At 37.1% G+C, this 18,681-nt stretch carries 22 protein-coding genes; 15 read left to right on the forward strand and 7 right to left on the reverse strand.

What is annotated here, in order from left to right:
* The first annotated feature begins 158 nt into the window (after positions 1 to 158).
* Positions 159 to 1,250: a CotH kinase family protein gene (locus BN1082_RS13030; protein ID WP_090635050.1), complete on the forward strand. Its 1,092-nt coding sequence runs from the start codon at positions 159 to 161 to the stop codon at positions 1,248 to 1,250.
* Positions 1,251 to 1,720: 470 nt separating this feature from the next.
* Here BN1082_RS13030 and BN1082_RS13035 read toward each other — a convergent pair whose 3' ends face one another.
* Complete coding sequence (locus tag BN1082_RS13035) at positions 1,721 to 2,197, reverse strand: DUF2231 domain-containing protein (protein WP_090635051.1); 477 nt, start codon at positions 2,195 to 2,197, stop codon at positions 1,721 to 1,723.
* Positions 2,198 to 2,377: 180 nt separating this feature from the next.
* Positions 2,378 to 3,520 carry an MGDG synthase family glycosyltransferase gene (locus tag BN1082_RS13040; protein WP_090635052.1) on the reverse strand — a complete coding sequence of 381 codons (1,143 nt, stop codon included), beginning with the start codon at positions 3,518 to 3,520 and terminating at the stop codon, positions 2,378 to 2,380.
* Positions 3,521 to 3,685: 165 nt separating this feature from the next.
* Here BN1082_RS13040 and BN1082_RS13045 point away from each other — a divergent pair, with 165 nt between their 5' ends.
* From BN1082_RS13045 to BN1082_RS13065, 6 genes are all read left to right on the forward strand, one after another.
* The gene (locus BN1082_RS13045) at positions 3,686 to 5,083 is read left to right on the forward strand and encodes an MFS transporter (protein ID WP_176699770.1); all 1,398 of its coding nucleotides are present in this window, start codon (positions 3,686 to 3,688) and stop codon (positions 5,081 to 5,083) included.
* 602 nt (positions 5,084 to 5,685) lie between these two features.
* On the forward strand, positions 5,686 to 6,609 hold the full coding sequence (locus BN1082_RS13050) for a metal ABC transporter substrate-binding protein (protein WP_090635053.1): 924 nt from the start codon (positions 5,686 to 5,688) through the stop codon (positions 6,607 to 6,609).
* Positions 6,610 to 6,922: 313 nt separating this feature from the next.
* The gene (locus tag BN1082_RS27500; RefSeq protein WP_176699771.1) at positions 6,923 to 7,090 is read left to right on the forward strand and encodes a hypothetical protein; all 168 of its coding nucleotides are present in this window, start codon (positions 6,923 to 6,925) and stop codon (positions 7,088 to 7,090) included.
* A 192-nt stretch (positions 7,091 to 7,282) separates the two neighbouring features.
* Positions 7,283 to 7,774, forward strand: a complete 492-nt coding sequence (locus BN1082_RS13055; protein WP_090635054.1) for an EAL domain-containing protein — start codon at positions 7,283 to 7,285, stop codon at positions 7,772 to 7,774.
* Between the two features lie 139 nt (positions 7,775 to 7,913).
* The gene (locus BN1082_RS13060; protein ID WP_090635055.1) at positions 7,914 to 8,237 is read left to right on the forward strand and encodes a heavy metal-binding domain-containing protein; all 324 of its coding nucleotides are present in this window, start codon (positions 7,914 to 7,916) and stop codon (positions 8,235 to 8,237) included.
* A gap of 2 nt (positions 8,238 to 8,239) precedes the next feature.
* Positions 8,240 to 8,458: a hypothetical protein gene (locus BN1082_RS13065; RefSeq protein WP_090635056.1), complete on the forward strand. Its 219-nt coding sequence runs from the start codon at positions 8,240 to 8,242 to the stop codon at positions 8,456 to 8,458.
* 112 nt (positions 8,459 to 8,570) lie between these two features.
* Here the strand turns inward: BN1082_RS13065 and BN1082_RS13070 are convergent, their stop codons facing one another.
* Complete coding sequence (locus BN1082_RS13070; RefSeq protein ID WP_090635057.1) at positions 8,571 to 8,750, reverse strand: small acid-soluble spore protein H; 180 nt, start codon at positions 8,748 to 8,750, stop codon at positions 8,571 to 8,573.
* 47 nt (positions 8,751 to 8,797) lie between these two features.
* Positions 8,798 to 9,565 (reverse strand): polysaccharide deacetylase family protein, encoded by a 768-nt coding sequence (locus BN1082_RS13075; protein WP_090635058.1) that lies wholly within the window; start codon positions 9,563 to 9,565, stop codon positions 8,798 to 8,800.
* Positions 9,566 to 9,720: 155 nt separating this feature from the next.
* Here BN1082_RS13075 and map point away from each other — a divergent pair, with 155 nt between their 5' ends.
* Complete coding sequence (map, locus tag BN1082_RS13080) at positions 9,721 to 10,461, forward strand: type I methionyl aminopeptidase (RefSeq protein ID WP_090635059.1); 741 nt, start codon at positions 9,721 to 9,723, stop codon at positions 10,459 to 10,461.
* Positions 10,462 to 10,518: 57 nt separating this feature from the next.
* Here the strand turns inward: map and BN1082_RS13085 are convergent, their stop codons facing one another.
* Positions 10,519 to 11,034: a DUF3189 family protein gene (locus BN1082_RS13085; RefSeq protein ID WP_090635060.1), complete on the reverse strand. Its 516-nt coding sequence runs from the start codon at positions 11,032 to 11,034 to the stop codon at positions 10,519 to 10,521.
* Positions 11,035 to 11,054: 20 nt separating this feature from the next.
* Here BN1082_RS13085 and BN1082_RS27005 point away from each other — a divergent pair, with 20 nt between their 5' ends.
* Entirely contained in the window at positions 11,055 to 11,318 is a 264-nt protein-coding gene (locus BN1082_RS27005) for a hypothetical protein (protein WP_176699773.1), read from the forward strand.
* A gap of 416 nt (positions 11,319 to 11,734) precedes the next feature.
* On the opposite strand, the gene BN1082_RS13090 is transcribed toward BN1082_RS27005, so the two are convergent.
* Entirely contained in the window at positions 11,735 to 12,718 is a 984-nt protein-coding gene (locus BN1082_RS13090; RefSeq protein ID WP_090635061.1) for a ring-cleaving dioxygenase, read from the reverse strand.
* Positions 12,719 to 12,931: 213 nt separating this feature from the next.
* Here BN1082_RS13090 and BN1082_RS13095 point away from each other — a divergent pair, with 213 nt between their 5' ends.
* The 5 genes from BN1082_RS13095 (at position 12,932) to BN1082_RS13115 (ending at position 16,397) form a co-directional block, all read left to right on the forward strand.
* Positions 12,932 to 13,717 (forward strand): HAD family hydrolase, encoded by a 786-nt coding sequence (locus BN1082_RS13095; protein WP_090635062.1) that lies wholly within the window; start codon positions 12,932 to 12,934, stop codon positions 13,715 to 13,717.
* A gap of 97 nt (positions 13,718 to 13,814) precedes the next feature.
* Entirely contained in the window at positions 13,815 to 14,693 is an 879-nt protein-coding gene (locus BN1082_RS13100; RefSeq protein WP_176699775.1) for a LysR family transcriptional regulator, read from the forward strand.
* Between the two features lie 123 nt (positions 14,694 to 14,816).
* Positions 14,817 to 15,185: a CidA/LrgA family protein gene (locus BN1082_RS13105; RefSeq protein WP_090635064.1), complete on the forward strand. Its 369-nt coding sequence runs from the start codon at positions 14,817 to 14,819 to the stop codon at positions 15,183 to 15,185.
* Positions 15,182 to 15,877, forward strand: a complete 696-nt coding sequence (locus tag BN1082_RS13110) for an LrgB family protein (RefSeq protein WP_090635065.1) — start codon at positions 15,182 to 15,184, stop codon at positions 15,875 to 15,877. Before BN1082_RS13105 ends, BN1082_RS13110 begins: the two co-directional genes overlap by 4 nt.
* A 166-nt stretch (positions 15,878 to 16,043) precedes the next feature.
* A complete protein-coding gene (locus BN1082_RS13115) occupies positions 16,044 to 16,397 on the forward strand; it encodes a glycosyltransferase family 4 protein (protein ID WP_281177026.1) in 354 nt (117 codons plus the stop codon).
* 329 nt (positions 16,398 to 16,726) lie between these two features.
* On the opposite strand, the gene BN1082_RS13120 is transcribed toward BN1082_RS13115, so the two are convergent.
* Positions 16,727 to 17,353: a cell wall hydrolase gene (locus BN1082_RS13120; protein WP_090635067.1), complete on the reverse strand. Its 627-nt coding sequence runs from the start codon at positions 17,351 to 17,353 to the stop codon at positions 16,727 to 16,729.
* 335 nt (positions 17,354 to 17,688) lie between these two features.
* Here BN1082_RS13120 and BN1082_RS13125 point away from each other — a divergent pair, with 335 nt between their 5' ends.
* Positions 17,689 to 18,597, forward strand: coding sequence for a c-type cytochrome (locus BN1082_RS13125; RefSeq protein WP_245640421.1), 909 nt, complete (start codon positions 17,689 to 17,691; stop codon positions 18,595 to 18,597).
* Positions 18,598 to 18,681: the final 84 nt, after the last annotated feature.

Consider the following 18,681-nt stretch of genomic DNA (forward strand, 5'->3'; position numbering starts at 1 on the left):
ACGAAAATTAATTACCCATTAAAAACTCTCTCTTCTTTTATTACATTACGTTTTATCGAATCTATTGGTATGAGACAATGGCCCAATCATCAAAAATTGCTGTCCATTTGTAGCAGGCATGCACTTTGTTTCATAAAAATAAAGAAGGAGGGATGACAATGGACGAGACTGTAAATTTACCTTTGTATAAGCTTTTTGTAAATCCTTATGACCTTAGGGAACTTAAAAGAGATATTTGGATTGATGATCCCATTCCTGCCCAATTAAAGGTTGAAGGGAAAAAACTTGAAGTTGATATAAGTTATCGGGGGTCTCATATCCGCGATTATCATAAAAAGTCTTATCAGATCAATTATTATAAGCCAAAAAAATTTAAGGGGTCCAAACTTGTTCATTTAAATTCCGAGTTCAGAGACCCTTCTTTAATCCGTAACAAACTGTCATTTGATTTTTTTACTGACATTGGTGTAATATCTCCAAACGCCAGACATGTTTTTTTAACCCTAAATGGAAAAGCAGAAGGGGTGTATCTGGAAATCGAATCGGTGGATGAGGATTTTTTAAAAAGAAGAAATCTTCCAGATGGAGCAATTTTTTATGCAGTTGATGGAGATGCTAATTTTTCTCTTATTAGTGACTTAGATAAGGAAATCAAAAAATCCCTTGAATTAGGCTATGAAATAAAAATTGGAACTGAAAAAGATCATTCCCATTTGGAAGATTTCATTTACAAAATTAATACGACCACTAGGGCGGAGTTTGAAAAAGAAATTATTAAATATTTGAATGTGGATCAATACTTACGATGGATGGCAGGTGTCATTTTTACCTCCAATTATGATGGCTTCGTTCATAATTATGCTCTTTATCGCAATGGGGAGACTGAGCAGTTTGGGATCATTCCATGGGATTACGATGCAACCTGGGGAAGGGATGTCAATGGTAAGTACATGGAGGCAGGGTACGTCCCGATAGATGGATATAATACATTAACAGCACGGCTGCTGGACGTTGATAATTACAGAAAGCAATATCGAAGCATTCTTGAAGATAACTTGAGCCATAAATTTACCGTTGAATATATGACTCCTAAGATAGAACATCTGTTACAATCCATCAGACCCTTTGTACTCAAGGACCCTTATAAAAAGGGAAAAATAGATGATTTCGATAAAGAAATAACTGTTATGTTAGAATATATCGAGGATAGAAGAGAGTACTTGCAAAGGAAATTATATAAATTAGATTGATTGAAAGAACCATTTAAGTTTTAGATTAACCAGCTTGAAATCGAATTCTGATTTCTACAAAAAAAGGGCTTCGAAATTACAAACGGAGCTCTTTTTAATAGATAAAAAAGGTATTTATGATGAAATGGCACATAAAAACATGGTTTCAGTCACCAAAATTTTTTAGTGAACAATAACCGAGATTTTTTCAAAAGGCTGTGTTAAAGGTCATTGTTGATTTTTGAAACTACGTTGATTGGAGCGGAAGGCGCGAGATCCTCGAAAATGCTATTGCATTTCCTTCGTGCGGTGTAGATTCAAAGATGCTGATTCAACGTCCTGCGGGAGTACGGGGCAGGGGAGACCACACAGGCGCGAGGCTCCCCGGAACGCCCGCGGATGCTCGCTTCTTGAGCGCAAATCAACAGGCAAGTTTAACAGTCTTTCAAAAAAACAACATCAAAAATTAACAAAGCTTTTGTGAAAAATGATTAATCACCATGATGTTCAGGTTTTGGAGGATTTACATATTTGCCGTTCATTTTTACGCCAACACCTTGGTCATAGACCATTTTGCCGCCAAAGTAGCCAACAGAAAGAATGGCAGCAGAGCATGTTAACGAGAGCAGGCAATAAATAATTAATAAAGATTTTCGAAATTCTTTCTTTTTAAACAGAAAAAAGAATCGGAAAGCAACAACAATAAAGGTTAGTCCTGTGGTGAGGTCCGCCAAGTTTTGATGGTATTCGAAAACATTCGTATTCCCTCTGGCATCTTCTTCTGGACCAGTGCCAACCGCTAACCATGCTGTAAGAAAGGCAAGAGTCCACAACCAAAAACCTTGCTTAGGAGATATCCTTTGTTTTGTGATAATCCAAAATAAATCATAACACGTTGCTATAATGATGAGAACAATAGGAAAATGCACCACAATAGGGTGCATATGGGACCATACCTCCTGAAACATCACATTTCCTCCTCTTTGATATTCCGAGTAAAGGAAAAAGGCTATCTTTCTCCCTCTATGTACGGAATCGACAACTAGTTAGTGCTAAATCGTCATCGAACCATAAATAGGATCAGTTTAAAACAGTAAAGTAATTCTTCACATGTTGATAAACTAATCATTTCGAAAGTAGCCTTTTTGTTAATTGTAAGAAAAGTTAACGGCAGGAACATAAGAATTGCCTTCTACATCCAAAAGGAATTGTAAAATGTCTTCCGCAGCATGGGAATTAATAAACTTCCTTTGACAGCTGATTATTTCATTTAGTTTTTCACAATCATTTTCAAGTAATTGATGAATGGTATCTTTAATATCATCTGTATCCTTACATATAACCCCTAAATTTGCTTTTTGGGCAAAAGCGGGATTGCTTTCCTCTTGTCCGGGTAAAGCGCCTGTAATGACGATCGGGACATTAGCAGCAATCGCTTCAAACATGACATTTGGACTTCCTCTTGTAAAGGCAATATCAGAGCTTAACATTAAATCTTGAATGTTTTTGGTGAAACCGAAAATTTCCACTCTATCTCCATATTTAGAATTAAGGGAGTGCTCTAATTTTGCTTTTAATTTTTCATTTCTACCGGCGACAATTTTTACCCTACAATCAAAATTGTCAAGCAGATTTTCAGCGATGGTCTTCATGTTTCCGACACCTTCACCACCGCTCATTATTAAGCAATTTAAAGGAGTTCCTTTTTTATATGTCACTTTCCTTTTTGGATTGTTTCGGAAAAACCTAGAGCGTACTGGGAATCCAAGCACTTTAATATTCTCATCTGGAATACCGTATTCGATACATTTATCTCTTGCTTCGGTCGTTGGGCTAATAATGTAATCTGCCCGTTTATCCGCCCAAAGGGGATAAATATTTACCAAGTCTGCAATTAGAATGATAAAAGGAATTTTAATTTGTTGCTTTTCTAAGATATTTAATATTGAACCATTAAAATTCGGATGAACAGATAAAATCAGATCTGGTTTTACCTCGTCTAATAACTTTAAAAAATTCTCTTTTATAAGCATTTCAATAAGGTTGTCAACCATCTTCGGCTTTAGTGCGGAGACGTTCCATACTAGTTTCCAAAGACTTTCTGCTGTTCTGGTGATTGGCCCGTACGACTTTCCAACATTAAGAAGTATCGGTCCACCAAGCGAAAATCCATCGATTACATGAATCCGGACATCAGAATCGTCCTTTATTTGCTCAAATAAAGATTCAGTGATACTTTTATGTCCATGACCAGTATGATCTGATGAAATAATTAGGATATTTTTACGCATTTTACCAAGCCTTTCTTAAAACCTGCTATAATTATAGCAAAATCAGTCCATTTTGAGACAAGTGCTCACAAAGTTAATACTTTTTTAAGATTTAGGTTATACTCGATGTAGCATATGTACCTTTTCTACTTTCATTATCTTACCATAAAGGAGCTTTAAACATATTTGGAAAAGAATAATTTTAAAATCATTTATACAATCTTTGTATTTATTGCACTCGCTGCCTTTGATAATATAATAATTGGCCTATTTCCGCCACTATTTTCTAAAATTGCAGCAGATTTAGATGTGAATATTGCTAAAATGGGCGTTGTATCAGCAGCAAATATTTTAGTTACAGCACTATCCTCCATATATTGGGGATATCTTTCCGGTAAATTTAAACGGAAAAAGTTAATCATTATTGGAACTCTTATATGGGTATTATCTGTATTTTTAACGTCAATTAGTAAAAGTTATTTCCAACTTTTATTATTCCAAATCATTACCGGTATAGGACTGGGATGTATTGCCTCTATCGGATTCAGTGTGCTAACTGATTCCATACCATATCGGATGCGAGGTATGGTGTTAAGTCTTTGGGGTATGACCCAAGGCTTAGGCGGGATTGCTGGAGCCCTAATGGCATCGTTAATCGCGACCAGAACCAGTTGGCGAACACCATTTGAAATCGTCGGGTTTATTGGCTTTTTCTTAATCATTTTGTATTTATTTGTAGAAGAGCCTACCCGTGGGAAAGCTGAGCCTGAGCTTCTGGAAGCCATGAAAAAGGGACAATCATATGATTATGTCATAAAAGCTAAGCATTTAAGAATGATTTTATTTAAACGTAGCAACCTATTCTTATTTTTACAAGCATTATTTATGAATATTTCGATAGGCAGCCTAATCTGGTTACCTACCTTATACATATACAAAATAGTACAGCAAGGCTATGGGATGGACACAGCCATCATCGCATCCGGTTATCTTTATGCCATTTTTCAAATCGGAGGAATGAGCTCAGTATATTTTGGACATCTCGGAGACAGGCTACAAAAGAAGTCCTTTAAAGGACGAGCTTATTTAACTGCCATCTTTGTGTTTCTTACAATGCCGCTATACATTCTTATGTTTATGGTACCAATGACTGGTCTATCACTCCCTGAAGGGACAAATGCGATCCTAATTTTTGTTCAATTATTAAAACAAATCGTCACGAACCCATGGATTGCATTATTGTTTGTCTTATCACTCTTTGCTTCTGCTGCGCAATCTGCAAACACACCAAACTGGCTGGCACTTATAACAGATGTAAATTTACCAGAGCATAGAGGAACGGCATTCAGTATGGCAAACCTTTCAAACAGCTTAGGTAGAACGCTTGGAAATATTGGCGTAGGTTTTTTGCTAAGTATCATTTCGGTTCATTATAAAGAGCCAAACAGTTATATCATCACCTTATCACTGTTGCAAGTATTTCTTATTCCTGCTGCATTGTGTTATTTGTTAATGGCAAAAAATAATGTCACAGATATTAAGAAAGTGAAATTGACACTAAAGAAAAGAGCACAAACCGATTGATGTGGAAATTTTCAAAATATAGATCCTCCTATTTTCATTTTACGTCTAATTGTATAACAATTACCACTATTAATTAGAATTCTTAATGAACTATTTACATACGATGAGAAAGGTCGTTCGATAAGAGCGACCTTTTCCTTTTTTAAGGCTGTGTTAAAGGTCATTGTTGATCTTTGGAACTATGTTGATCGGAGTGGAATGCGCGAGATCCTCGAAAATGCTATCGCATTTCCTTCGTGCGGTGTTGATTCAAGGATGCTGATTCAACGTCCTGCGGGAGTACGGGGCCGAGGAGGTTCCCCGGAAAGCCCGCGGATGCTCGCTTCTTGCGCGCAAATCAACAGGCAAGTTTAACACAACCCAGCCTTAAAATAAGAAATTTTGATTTAGGTAATGGTCGAGTTTCAGGCGATTTGAGATTTTCATAGCAGAACTTTATGAAAAAAAAGATTGACTTCGCTACAGAAACCGATTACGATACAATTCGTAACCATTACGATTAATTAATCTATGAATCTTAAAATCAATCGTCGAAAATATGAATATGCGAAATAAATCGTAATAATTCCAATTTAAAGATAGAGAATGGGGAGACTGAAAGAGTGAAAAAACTTTTTTTAACGCTTATCGTTGTATTATTGGTGGCTAGTGGCTGCTCGAATGCAAGCCAGGTTACAGGAGATAATACCAAATCAAAAAAACTGCAAATCGTCACCACCTTTTATCCTATGTATTATTTTACGAAACAAGTAGCGGGAGATTTAGCGAATGTAGATATGCTGATACCTAACGGAGTAGAACCGCATGATTGGGAACCAACCACAAAAGATATGGCCAGAATTCAAGATGCCGATGTTTTTATTTACAATAGTAAATATTTTGAAACTTGGGCAGATAAAGTGTTAGGAAGTATGAACCATTCAAAATTAAAAGTAGTAGAAGCTTCTAGTGGAATTAAATTAATGAATGCAACCACCGGGGAAGAAGATGGTTCGAAAGCATCTATGGATCCGCATGTGTGGCTTTCACCGGTTTTAGCAGAAAAAGAAGTTGATAATATCACGAAAGCTCTTGAACAATCAGATCCAAAGCATAAACAGCAATATGAACAAAATGCTGAAGCATTTAAAAAGAAGCTTGTTGACTTGGATCAGCAATATAAAGAAACTCTTAGTCATGCAAAGAAAAAAGAGTTTGTTACCCAGCATGCTGCATTCGGCTATCTCGCCAAGCAATATGGGTTAACGCAAATTCCGATTGCAGGACTATCTCCAGACGTTGAGCCAACATTAGGTAAACTGACTGAATTAGCCAATTTAACGAAGAAGAAAAATATTAAAGTAATCTATTTTGAAGGATTAACTTCATCAAAAGTTGCTCAGACTTTAGCCAACGAAATCGGTGCCCAAACCGAAGTCTTAAACCCGCTTGAAGGCCTAACAAAAGAAGATCAACAGCAAGGACTTGACTATCTTGGCGTGATGAAAAAGAATCTAGATGCCTTAATGAAGTCACTAAGTGAATAGTCTAACTGAATAGAGTAATAGGTAAATTTTTTCGAGGATGTCCCAAAAAAGTGTCAAACCACTCAGCCAACAATTTTTAGTTGAACTTTGCTTCATTAGCGACTATATATTGTGTGTTAGGTGGAGGTCAGACACTTTAGAGACATCTTCGTTTTTTGTATAGAATTAAAATTCTGAATGGAGGCGATTTTTACAGTTGACACCAAAAATCATTTTTTGAGATGCTATAAGTAACAAAAAACTACCAATTTGGTGGATATGGAAATGGGGTTGAAAATTTCTTGTTTCATACCACCGAACGAGGGGGAAGAACATGCTCCGAAAAGTGATTGTAGTAACAGATGATGAAGAAAGTGTCAAAAGAGCAGAAAAAGAAGTATTAAGAGCAAAACATAAAGGACATGAATTTGCACTTGATTTGACAAGAATAATAGACAGGGAACGAAAAAAAGAGATTATGAAGAGACTGACAAGATTTTAAAAAAATAGTCTTCATTTTAAAAACCAAAATGACGATCTAAAAGTAGGCATTTAAAAAATAATAAATGTCATTAATAATTGATTTACAAAAAAAGAGGTCTTAATATCTCGATTGGAGAATGGGTACTACGAAATGTGTGTGAGCAAAACAAAAAGTGGCTGGAAGCAGGTTCCCCCCTAAAATACGGTTTCGGTGAACATAACTGCAAAACAATTTTTTCAATTGAATTTGACCGAAATTGTTCGAAAAAACTTAAGTGAAACTGGACTAGATCCGAAGTATCTAGAACTTGAGATTACAGAAAGCATGACAGTGGACGTTGAGCGTGCCATCACTACATTTAATGATTTGAAAAAGACCGGTGTAAAAATCAGCATCGATGATTTCGGGACTGGATATAGTTCTCTTCTTTATCTTAAAAAGTTTCCGATTGATCGATTAAAAGTAGATCAATCCTTTATTCGCGATAGTATTACAGACTCTCATGATGAAAGCATTGTTAAGACAATTTTTGAAATGGCACACAACCTCCATCTTCAAGTTATAGGTGGAGGTGTTGAAACAAAGGAACACGTATCTTTCCTGGTGGAACAAATGTGTATGGAGGCCAAACGCTATTATTTCAGCAAACCTAATCGGTTCCTGAATTTGAATTTAATTAGTAGCTACGAAAATCGATGGTAAGGAAAAGTTTTGCAATAATTTTTGCTCATAATAATATTGACATTTGTATACATATTTAAATGAATGATTTTTCATTTATATAGCATGCTAAACTACGTAGATTAAGTGTAATACATATAAAAATTGAGGAGAGATTATCATGATCATTGTAACGACAGAAAACATTGCAGGGTACAAAATTAAAGAAGTAAAGGGAGCTTGCTATGGGCTGGTGGTAAGAAGCCGTGGTTTTGCCGGGCAAGTGACCGCGAGTCTCCGTTCTTTGATCGGCGGTGAAATAAAAGAATACACAGAAATGCTTGAAGATGCAAGAAAACAAGCAATTGACCGTTTAATAAAAAATGCTCATGCAATGGGTGCTAATGCCGTCATTATGTTTCGGTATGATTCGGGCGAAATCGGGCAAAACATGAGTGAAATTGTCGCATACGGAACAGCAGTTGTTATTGAAAAGGCTGAATAAAAATGCACTGGCTCCTGTATTACTTTTTATTCCAAATTATCTTTGTTCTTTTCTTTTGGATTTTTTCCAAACGCAAAGATAAACGGTATAAAACACAAAGAAGGAACATCCCTGAAGGATTTGTGCCGACAGAAGAGGTATCTATTGATCCAGTTTCTCAGGTTAAAACACGTGTTTTTATCAACCCAAGGACCGGAGACCGAATATATATCGATGAATAAGATCATAGGGTTTAGATGCCGATCAAAAAAACGGAACGAACCCATATACTTATCTGATATGCATCATGGAAAAATAAAACACCACTCGTGAAAAGTGGTGTTTTATTTCAATTCATTGCTCCATTAGATTTCCTACAGAAACATTTTGCTTGTTCGTTGGTTCATCAAGAGAATGAATTGTAGCTGTTCCGTTTTGCTGGTCAACATGTTCAATATAAATCCGTGATCCATTGTAGGTTACATTAGCCATGGTTTGTGAATTAGCAATTTCCTGAGCGCGTTGTGCGTCCATGTTTAGTCCTCCTTTTCATTAGTCACATTGAAAGTATTTGCTATGACCTATTTTATATACATGCTGAAGGGATAGAACGGTTCTGGGATGTTAATTTTTGAACGGTAAAGCATTTCTGATACGGTTACACACCTATAACCTTGTTTGGAGAAAAACTCCAAAATCTTTTCTAACGCTAGGACCGTTTGGCAGGATTGCGACAGTTCGGTGCCATGCCAATCATGGAGTACAATAATATTGCCAGGTTTGATCCCATTTGTTATTCTTTTTATAATTTTGCTTGCAGGTGGGTTATTCCAGTCTTTTGGATCCATATGCCAGGACCACATGACGACAAGTTTCCCATTTTTTACAGCTGTATTCACAATCACATCATTATAATGACCTGCTACAGGGCGGTAGAGAACAGGTTTATAACCAATGATTTTTTGAATAATGCGGTCGGTTTTGACTATTTCAGATGATAATTTGGTGGCAGAAATATTTGGATTGTTTATATGGTTATATGTATGATTTGCTACTTCATGTCCTTCTTTAACTTCCCTTCTCAAAATTTCTGGATACAATATGGCCTTCTTGCCCGTTACAAAAAAGGTTGCTTTAGCATCATATTTTGCTAATAGATCAAGAATGAGCGGGGTGAAAACCGGATGTGGTCCGTCATCAAAAGTGAGTGCGACCATTTTTTCCTTTGTATTGATTTCCCAAATGACATTCCCTGTTTTTTCATATTCAGGTCGCTCTCTCATAGCGGCAAAAGCATTAGTTTCAGAAAAGCAAAAAACAGTAAAAATAAGCATAAGAATTTTTTTCACGAAAAATCTACTCCTAACGGTGATTAAAGTTATTGTATGGAGTTAACGCTAAATTATTTAATAGGGAAACTGTTTTTGGCGAATAGCTTGTATTTTTCATCAAAGAAAAGCTACAATATTATACGAGAAAAAAATAGAAGAAGTAGGGAAAAGACATGATTGCAAAGACAGAAGAAGATATTAACGGTTTGAAAGAAATTGGCAGAATTTGTGCTCTGGTAAGAGATGAATTGGTACGGAGAACGAAGCCTGGCATCACTACGAAAGAATTGGATGAAATAGCCGGAAAACTTTTTGAGCAGGAAGGTGCTGTTTCCGCTCCAAAAGGAGTATACGATTTTCCCGGCTATACATGTATTAGTGTCAATGAAGAGGTGGCACACGGCATTCCAGGAAATCGGGTTATTCAGGAAGGCGATCTTGTCAATATTGATGTTTCTGGTTCCAAGAATGGCTATTTCGCTGATACTGGAATTTCGATTGTCGTTGGAAACGGGGATCAAGTCATTAGTAATCTATGCGAAGTTGCCAAAAAAGCATTTGAGGCTGGTTTAAAAAAGGTTAAGCCTGGATCCAAATTAAGTGGAATGGGAAAAGTCGTTTATCAAACGGCGAGGCAGCATGGATTTACTGTCATCAAAAACTTGACAGGACACGGTATCGGACGGACGATTCACGAAAAGCCTGAGTATATTTTCAATTACTATGAGCCTTCAGAGGATGCCTTATTGAAGGAAGGCATGGTCATTGCGTTTGAACCTTTTATCTCAACCCTTGAAGAGGAAGTTTTTGAGGCAGGGGACGGATGGACCTATGTGACAGAGGAAAGCTTTGTAGCCCAGTATGAGCATACGATGATCGTGACGAAAGATGGTCCAATTATTATTACATTATAAATTGAAATAGTAGAGGATGTCCCAAAGGGTCTAACACTTTAGGGGCATCCTCTTTCTTCAAGCTTGAAAACGTTTATTTTCGATGGTGATAATTTTTTGATCCTTATTGTCGTGAGCAATTTGCTTTGTGCTTTCTACTAATTGATAAACATGGTTTCCACATTTCTGTGCTCCTTTTATCAGGAGCGGTACTCCAATAAAATCGATTCCTAATCCTCGAGAGAATAAACCACCAAACGTCATTGCTAGCGGTACTGTAGGGGAAGTATCCGAAAAAATAATTTTTTCATCGAAATCGTATCTCTCTTCAAATATAGAACATAAATCTTTTAATGCGGGAATGACCAACTTAGAATTTCTCCTTCCAATCGTATAAACGGGATTTCCTTCCTCATCCTTCCCGTGAAAAATAAGCCTGCCAGCATCTTTTTTCTTCAATTTATTAAAAAAGGGAATGGCTAATATTTCTTTCTGGGTTAGTGATTGTGAGGATGGTGAAAGGAACTTTAAATGGTAGGCTGCTGCCATCGCTGTTGTATGCGTTCCGCCAAAATCATGATAAATGTAAATCATGGATATCCTCCAGTTTCCAAATGTATATGTATAGATACTTTTTCCAATTGGAAAAACAATATACGTTACTAGCTTCGGTGAAAATGCATGATATCGGGCATGAAAATCTTTTTACGTTACTGGCTTCGGTGAAAATACATGATATCGGGCACGTAAATCTGTTTACGTGCCCGGTTTTGGGGAAAATGCATGATATCGGGCACGTAAACCTTTTTACGTGCCCGGTTTTGGGGAAAATGCATGATATTGGCATGAAAATCTTTTTACGTTACCAGCTTCGGTGAAAATGCATGATATCGGGCATGAAAATCTTTTTACGTTACCAGCTTCGGTGAAAATGCATGATATCGGGCACGAAAATCTTTTTACGTAACTGGCTTCGGTGAAAATGCATAATATCGGGCACGTAAATCTTTTTACGTGCCCAGTTTCGATGAAAATGCATGATATCGGGCACGTAAACCTTTTTACGTGCCCGGTTTTGGGAAAAATGAATGGTTTCGGTCATGTAAACAATTTTTACATGCCCATTTTCGGGAAAAATGAATGAGATCGGTCACGTAAAATTCTTGTTGGTAACACTTTTAGATTTTTAACTTCTATTTTTGGAGAAAATCGGCCTTTTTCATTAGCAATTATACTAAAAATGAAGTTTTCTTCTTTGAGTTAAATATCAACATGGAATTTTTACATATCCTTTTTATTCATTTTCCTTAACGATTTCCTTAGTACTTCTAACGGTATCAATTGGTCGTACTAATTTTTCGATGGTTTCACGCTTTGGTTCCAAGAATGGAGGCAAGGATAGTTTTTCACCGAGCGTTTCATATGGCTCGTCGCCCATAAAGCCTGGTCCATCAGTGGCAAACTCAAATAAGATTTGTGGTGCGACTCTTACATACAATGATCCAAAAAAGAAACGGTCAACAAAACCGGATGTTTGGAATCCGAAGCTTTCGATCCGTTCAATCCATTCTTCTAGAACAGCCCGATTTTCAACGCGAAATGCGGTATGGTGGACGGTACCAAAGCCTTGTCGGGCCTGAGGAAGCTCCGTATTATATTCAACAACGACCTGAGCTCCATTTCCACCTTCGCCTACTTCGAATAAATGAAAATCTCCTTCATTAGCGATTTCTTTAAATTGGAGAACTTTTTCCATCATTTCCTTAAAGTAATCAAAATTAGCAATACGAACAAAGATGGGCCCTAATCCCGTAATCGCATGCTCTAAAGGAATCGGTCCTTTTTGCCAAGGGGCACCGGATACTACCCCTTTATTGTTTTCATCAGAAATCAATTGGTATTGTTGATCATCAAAATCAACAAAGGATAATGTTTTTTTACCAAATTGCTCAATAATTCCAGTATGTTTGACTTTCAAACGGTCAAACCGTTTCACCCAGTAATTAAGCGCAGCATCGCTTGGTACGCGGAAAGATGTTTTCGAAATCTCATTTGTCCCATGGACGCCTTTGGGAATGCCGGGGAAATCGAAGAATGTCATATCTGTCCCAGGGCTGCCGGTATCATCGGCAAAAAATAAATGATAGGTTTGAATATCATCTTGGTTAACGGTTTTTTTTACTAAACGCATCCCTAATACGTAAGTGAAAAATTCATAGTTCTTTTCGGCACTGCTAGTAATTGCTGTTACGTGATGAATCCCTTTTAATCCGTTCATTTTAAATCCTCCCATTTGAGAATATTATTATTTTTCCACATTACTGCTTAAAACATTTTATTTTGAATTAAAATATCTTTAATTCGAGATAAATATTATCATGTAATGATATAACTGTCAATGGATAGTCAAAAAGATGATTTCGAAAACGACATTTATATTTAAAGATGATAAAATATTATAAAATATCTAAAAATAAAGTGGGGTTCTAAAATGATAAAAGCAATATTTTTTGATTTAGATGATACACTCCTATGGGATCAAAAAAGCGTAAAGGAAGCTTTTTTTGCCACGTGTAAATTAGCAGAAGAACGGTACGAAATCGACCATCATCATTTAGAAGAAGCAGTGCGAGAAGCAGCAAGAGAGCTTTATTCCTCCTATGAATTTTACTCTTTTACACAAATGATTGGAATCAATCCGTTTGAAGGTTTATGGGGGGATTTTTTGGATGATCATCATGATGATTTTAGAAAAATGAAAGAAACCGTTCCAAACTACCGAAGAGATGCTTGGACTGCAGGGCTAAAAAAGATGGGTTTAGATAACCCGCAGTTTGGCCAAGAATTAGCAGAGATTTTCCCTAAAGAGCGACGGAAGGCACCGTTTGTGTATGAAGAATCCTTCAAAATTTTAGAAAATCTAAAAGGAAAATATCAGCTTCTTCTTTTAACAAATGGCTCACCAGACCTGCAAAATACAAAACTTACGATTACGCCGGAGCTGGTTCCTTATTTTGATCAAATTGTCATTTCAGGTGATTTTGGAAGAGGAAAGCCGGATCCATCTATTTTTGAACATGCCTTAACACTTATGTCCATACATAAAGATGAAGCCATTATGGTCGGAGACAACTTGATGACAGATATTTTAGGCGCAAATCGGGCAGGAATGAAATCAGTTTGGATTAATCGGCATAACAAGGAGCGAAATGAAGTAATTCCGACCTACGAAATTAAACATTTGGAAGAGCTTTATTTGATCTTAAAGGCCCTTTAGAAGGAGCGGAGCCAGCTGGATAATGGATTGGAAAGAATATAATTTTGACTTCTAGGCTTTCTTTGTTAAACTTCTCATAATTGAGGAGGTGCCTGTTTTGGAATTACGGCAATTAAGAATATTCGTTGAAGTGGCAAAGCATAAAAGCATTACAAAAGCTGCTGAGTCTATGCATATTTCACAACCAGCTTTGAGTAAAGCCATCATGGCGTTAGAAGAAGAGCTTGGGATGATCCTGATTATTAGAACCAATAAAACGAGTGATCTGACTGACGCCGGGAAGGTGGTACTCGAATATGCCCTGAAAATGAACGTTTTACAAGATGAAATGAAAAGAACGTTAAATGATATGACAAATCTCACAAGAGGTCAGGTTACCATTGGGCTGCCACCTTTTATAGGAAGTTTATTTTTTCCAAAAGTCATGGCAAAATTTCATCATGCATATCCGAATATCGAATTGAATATCACCGAATATGGCGGGGCCAGAGTAGTGAAGAGTATTGAAGAAGGTGAATTTGAGCTCGGGGTTGCAGTGTTGCCAATTGATGAACAGCAATTTCAGGTCTACCCTATCGTGGAAGAGGAAATGAAGCTGCTGGTCTATAAGCACCATCGATTAGCTTCACGAAGTAAGGTAGATTTAAAGGAATTAAAGGATGAAGAATTTATCTTTTATCATGAAGAATTCGCTCTCAATAAAATCATGAGAAACTATTTCATTGAAGCGGGTTTTGAGCCTAAGATTTTATTTAAAAGCTCCCAATGGGATCTGATGACAGAAATGGTCGCTGAGAATCTAGGAATAACTATTCTACCACAGTCTATTTGTAATCGGGCAATTAAAAAGGATATTAAAATTATTGATCTTAAGCAAACCATTTTGTGGAGCTTGGTAGTGATTACCAAAAGAGACCGGTATACTTCCAATGCAACTAGAACCTTTATTGATTTCATTTTAAAGGAGTCATTATAACTAATAGTTATGAAAATCATTCTGAATATGTATTTTACGAATGACAAAAATAGTCGTAACATTACTCTATGTTGATTTCAATCAGGAGAATCTTTCCTCCATTTTTTAGAAAGGATTTTTAGAATGAAGCTTGGAGTAATTATCATACAAGTATTATTTTTACATGTTTTTTTATTTCTTGGAGCAGCACTTAAAGAAGTGATTCCACTTCCCATTCCTGCTTCCATGTACGGACTTTGTCTCCTATTTCTGGCACTATGCTGCAAAATCATAAAGCTGGAATGGGTTGAAAAAGGAGCCAATTGGCTGATGGCGGAATTGTTGCTTTTCTTTATTCCATCAGCAGTAGGTATTGTAAATTATAACGACATTTTCAGCTTACAAGGAGCGGAAATCATTGTATTGATTGTAATTAGTACCATTATTGTAATGGGGATGACAGCGTTAGTTGCAGAGAAAATCACTGGAAGAAAAAGGAGTGAGCAGATATGATGACGATCCTGTTTACCGTCATTACATATATCATATACCGCATTTCCAAAAAGATTTATGGAAAATGGGCGATTCCGTTTTTTCATCCATTATTGATTGCACCAATTCTATTGATTGTTCTGATCTTTCTCACGCATGTGTCAGCTAATCAATATCTGAAGGACTCTCAGTTGCTCACTCATTTGCTAGGACCGGCAACCATTGCGTTTGCAGTACCTATTTATAAAAACTTAAAGATTGTAAAAAAATATTTGGGCACGATCATTTTAAGTATCACTACAGGTACTTTAGTGGCGATTTTTTCAACTTTTGTTCTGTCTAAAATGTTTCACTTAAATCCTGACTTTATCACATCCATTATTCCTAGGTCGATTACGACTCCGATTGCGATTGAGGTCTCCAAAGAAATTGGCGGCTTGCCGACATTGACGACTGTTTTCGTTATCTTAACTGGTGTGATTGGCGGGATGGTCGGTCCGATGGTAATTAAGTGGTTGTCAATTAAAACGCCGATTGCTAGAGGGCTAGCATTAGGAATGGGCGCACATGGTGCCGGCACAAATAAAGCCATGGAATATGGTGAGAATGAAGCTACATTTTCGTCCCTTGCTATGATTTTTGCGGCATGGATTACTTTGATATGGGGTGCTTTGCTGATCCCTGGTATGATGAAAATCCATCTTATTTTTTAAAAATCTGTATAAGACAAACAAATTTTTTTTAAGGAAGATTGTGAAGTATTGCACTTAACCTATAGATGGGGTTGGACGAGTACTCCTAAAGGACTGTGCCACAATTAAATCAAATGTAAAGAAAAAGACTGGTATTCAACGGTGCTTTTATGGTTATGTACTTGATATAAACGATGTCAACCTTGAAGGACCTCTGTCACAGGTTGAAGTTTCAGGTTGGCTCAATGCAGCTGCAGTTTGTGTACTGCCATCCAACAAGGAAGGCTTCGGGCTCGCAGCGCTTGAAGCAATGGCATGTGGCACTCCTGTAGTTGGCAGTGATATTGGTGGTCTTTCTTATTTGCTTGCAGAAGGATACGGTGTATTAGTTCCACCTGGTAATTGTAATGTCCTAGCAGAAGGAATCACAAGTGTGCTCCAAAGCGAAGAGCTACGAGAAAAATTAATAGAAAATGGAGCGAAACGGGCAGATGAGCACGGACAAACTAAAATTGCCAAAAACTTATGGAAATATATGTAAAATAAAGCGTGGTAAAGGTTAAGGGCAAGAATCTATCGGTTCTTGCTCTAAATCTATTTTCTATTACTACTTAAGTCATAAAGCTATTTAGAGTGGATCGTGTAACTAAACAGGATTATAGGTGACTAATCTTGGAATTAACACTAGAACGGCACATAAAAATCATAAATTGCACATATCCGATTTTTTCAATGTGAAAATCCAGAAAATGAGCTTCGATATTTATAAACGGAATTAATTGATCTAATTCTGTCCCAAATGTCTTCGAAACATGATAAGATAACTATTTTGTAAAGGGGATGCATCAAGACATCCCTTTGGTGTTAACCTTACTTTTTAAATACATGACTTCCAATTACTACCGCGGTCTCTCTCGAATCCAGCCAATGACTACTCGCGGTTACAGGATTGTAAAAGAATAACGAACCAGCTGCCACATTCCGATACTCTGTCAACGCGTCATTGACGGCTTTAATAGCATCCTCATCAGCAGGCTTATTAATTTCGCCATTACGAACAGGTTGAAATTGACCGCGTTCATAAATGACATCTTTAATGGTCTTAGGAAAATCCGGGCTGTCTACTCTATTCAGGACAACACAGGCAACGGCAATCTGGCCTTCGAGTGGTTCTCCTTCTGCTTCAGCTCTTACCAACCTGGCAAGCAGGTCCTTTTCATAATCAGAAATCCCTACTTTCATTTCTTGTTTTGCCGTATTTTCCTTATTCTCTTCATTCCCCGTATTCTCATTATTCCCTGTATTCACCGTTTGTTCTACATATATCAAATCTAAATTCTTGATTTGAGGATTAAGACTTGCTAACTCTTGCAATGTTAAATGATGATCCACGGCGATTTGTGACATGGTATCACCGCTTTTGACGGTATAAGCAAAAGTCGGTGAGGCAAATAAAAATGACGCCAATAAGGCTATGATAATCGTTAATTTTTTCATTGATAATACCTCCATAAAAATTAGGATTCTTCGAAAATCTTTGATTGATACCTATTTGTATGAGCTCAAAAAATAGAATAGTATTACAGTTTGTTTACAAGAAACAAGTTGGTGCCTGACACCCAACACGCTAATGTGGGTATGACAATTTGTCAGACTATGACTTTTTGTCATAGTTAGGAGAGGACACCATTGCCTAAGTCTTCACATATCGAGCACAGGGATCTGCAATATGTAACGAAAAAAGTGATTAGGAAGTTAATTTTTATTGTTGGCATAAAATTTGCATCAATATTAGTGAAGTAGCAAAATTTAAAAACTAGGAGTGAAAGATGATGATGCTATCAAAAATGAAAAAAGGGTACTTACTAGCGCTTTTATCATTAGTCCTTATTCCAGCAGGCTGCTCCTCAGATCAGACCACTGCTAAGGCAAAGCCCCAATCAAAGGAGACAGCTTCTGTTAAACAGACTGCAATGAAAACCTATGAACCACCTAGTATGGACAAAGTTCCAAACGGTCCTCTAGGGGATTCCATAAAATTGGGTTTTAAAATTTTGAATGAGACCAAAACAGTTCTTCCAAACAATGTTGGGAACAATTTATCTTGTTCAAGCTGTCATGGGACAGCAGGTACCGATACGACTTCACCGTTAACAGGTGTCACCGCTGTATATCCTGCTTATAATCCACGTGCTGGAAAAGTGTTGACAATTGAGGATCGAATCAATGGATGCTTTAAAAGGAGTATGAATGGAAAACCACTTGAGGCAAGTAGTGATGCAATGAGAGGGATGGTCGCTTACTTAAACTATATTTCTACAGATGTACCAGTTGGTACTAAAGAGCGGCCATGGGTGGTTAAAAATTCATTGCAAAATGTTCCGAAGGTAGATCTTGCAAATGGCGAGAAACTATATCAACAATCATGTTCCTCATGTCATGGCGCTGATGGGGCTGGTACAGGAGCCACTACAGGACCTGCACTTTGGGGCAGTAATTCCTTCAATATTGGTGCTGGTATGGGAAGAATCTCAACGGCAGCTGGATACATTCAAAGAAATATGCCGCTTACCGAAATGGGTGGTATTAAAAAAGGCGGCTTAACTGACCAGCAAGCTGCGGATCTTGCAGGATTTATTCTTTCAAAAGAACGACCTGATTTTGCCGAAAAAGCCAATGATTGGCCGCTTGGTGGCGCACCAGCAGATGTACCTTATGAATTAAAAAGTAACAAGCAATAATTCTTTAACTCCATAAACTAAGATAAATACGAAAGCCATTGAATCATGGATTCATTTTTATCACATAAAACTAGGACATGAAAG

Origin of the sequence: Neobacillus massiliamazoniensis, from assembly GCF_001048695.1 — a bacterium.
GTDB lineage: Bacteria > Bacillota > Bacilli > Bacillales > Cytobacillaceae > Neobacillus > Neobacillus massiliamazoniensis.

Excerpts from the sequence above, each read along its gene's own strand:
- BN1082_RS13060 (WP_090635055.1), top strand. The coding sequence starts at position 7,914 with ATGATCATTGTAACGACAGAAAACATTGCAGGGTACAAAATTAAAGAA.
- BN1082_RS13110 (WP_090635065.1), top strand. The coding sequence starts at position 15,182 with ATGATGACGATCCTGTTTACCGTCATTACATATATCATATACCGCATT.
- BN1082_RS13035 (WP_090635051.1), bottom strand. The coding sequence starts at position 2,197 with ATGTTTCAGGAGGTATGGTCCCATATGCACCCTATTGTGGTGCATTTT.
- BN1082_RS13125 (WP_245640421.1), top strand. The coding sequence starts at position 17,689 with ATGATGCTATCAAAAATGAAAAAAGGGTACTTACTAGCGCTTTTATCA.
- BN1082_RS13085 (WP_090635060.1), bottom strand. The coding sequence starts at position 11,034 with ATGATTTACATTTATCATGATTTTGGCGGAACGCATACAACAGCGATG.
- BN1082_RS13070 (WP_090635057.1), bottom strand. The coding sequence starts at position 8,750 with ATGGACGCACAACGCGCTCAGGAAATTGCTAATTCACAAACCATGGCT.
- BN1082_RS13090 (WP_090635061.1), bottom strand. The coding sequence starts at position 12,718 with ATGAACGGATTAAAAGGGATTCATCACGTAACAGCAATTACTAGCAGT.
- BN1082_RS13120 (WP_090635067.1), bottom strand. The coding sequence starts at position 17,353 with ATGAAAAAATTAACGATTATCATAGCCTTATTGGCGTCATTTTTATTT.
- BN1082_RS13105 (WP_090635064.1), top strand. The coding sequence starts at position 14,817 with ATGAAGCTTGGAGTAATTATCATACAAGTATTATTTTTACATGTTTTT.
- BN1082_RS13065 (WP_090635056.1), top strand. The coding sequence starts at position 8,240 with ATGCACTGGCTCCTGTATTACTTTTTATTCCAAATTATCTTTGTTCTT.
- map (WP_090635059.1), top strand. The coding sequence starts at position 9,721 with ATGATTGCAAAGACAGAAGAAGATATTAACGGTTTGAAAGAAATTGGC.
- BN1082_RS27500 (WP_176699771.1), top strand. The coding sequence starts at position 6,923 with ATGCTCCGAAAAGTGATTGTAGTAACAGATGATGAAGAAAGTGTCAAA.
- BN1082_RS13030 (WP_090635050.1), top strand. The coding sequence starts at position 159 with ATGGACGAGACTGTAAATTTACCTTTGTATAAGCTTTTTGTAAATCCT.
- BN1082_RS27005 (WP_176699773.1), top strand. The coding sequence starts at position 11,055 with ATGTATATGTATAGATACTTTTTCCAATTGGAAAAACAATATACGTTA.
- BN1082_RS13095 (WP_090635062.1), top strand. The coding sequence starts at position 12,932 with ATGATAAAAGCAATATTTTTTGATTTAGATGATACACTCCTATGGGAT.
- BN1082_RS13040 (WP_090635052.1), bottom strand. The coding sequence starts at position 3,520 with ATGCGTAAAAATATCCTAATTATTTCATCAGATCATACTGGTCATGGA.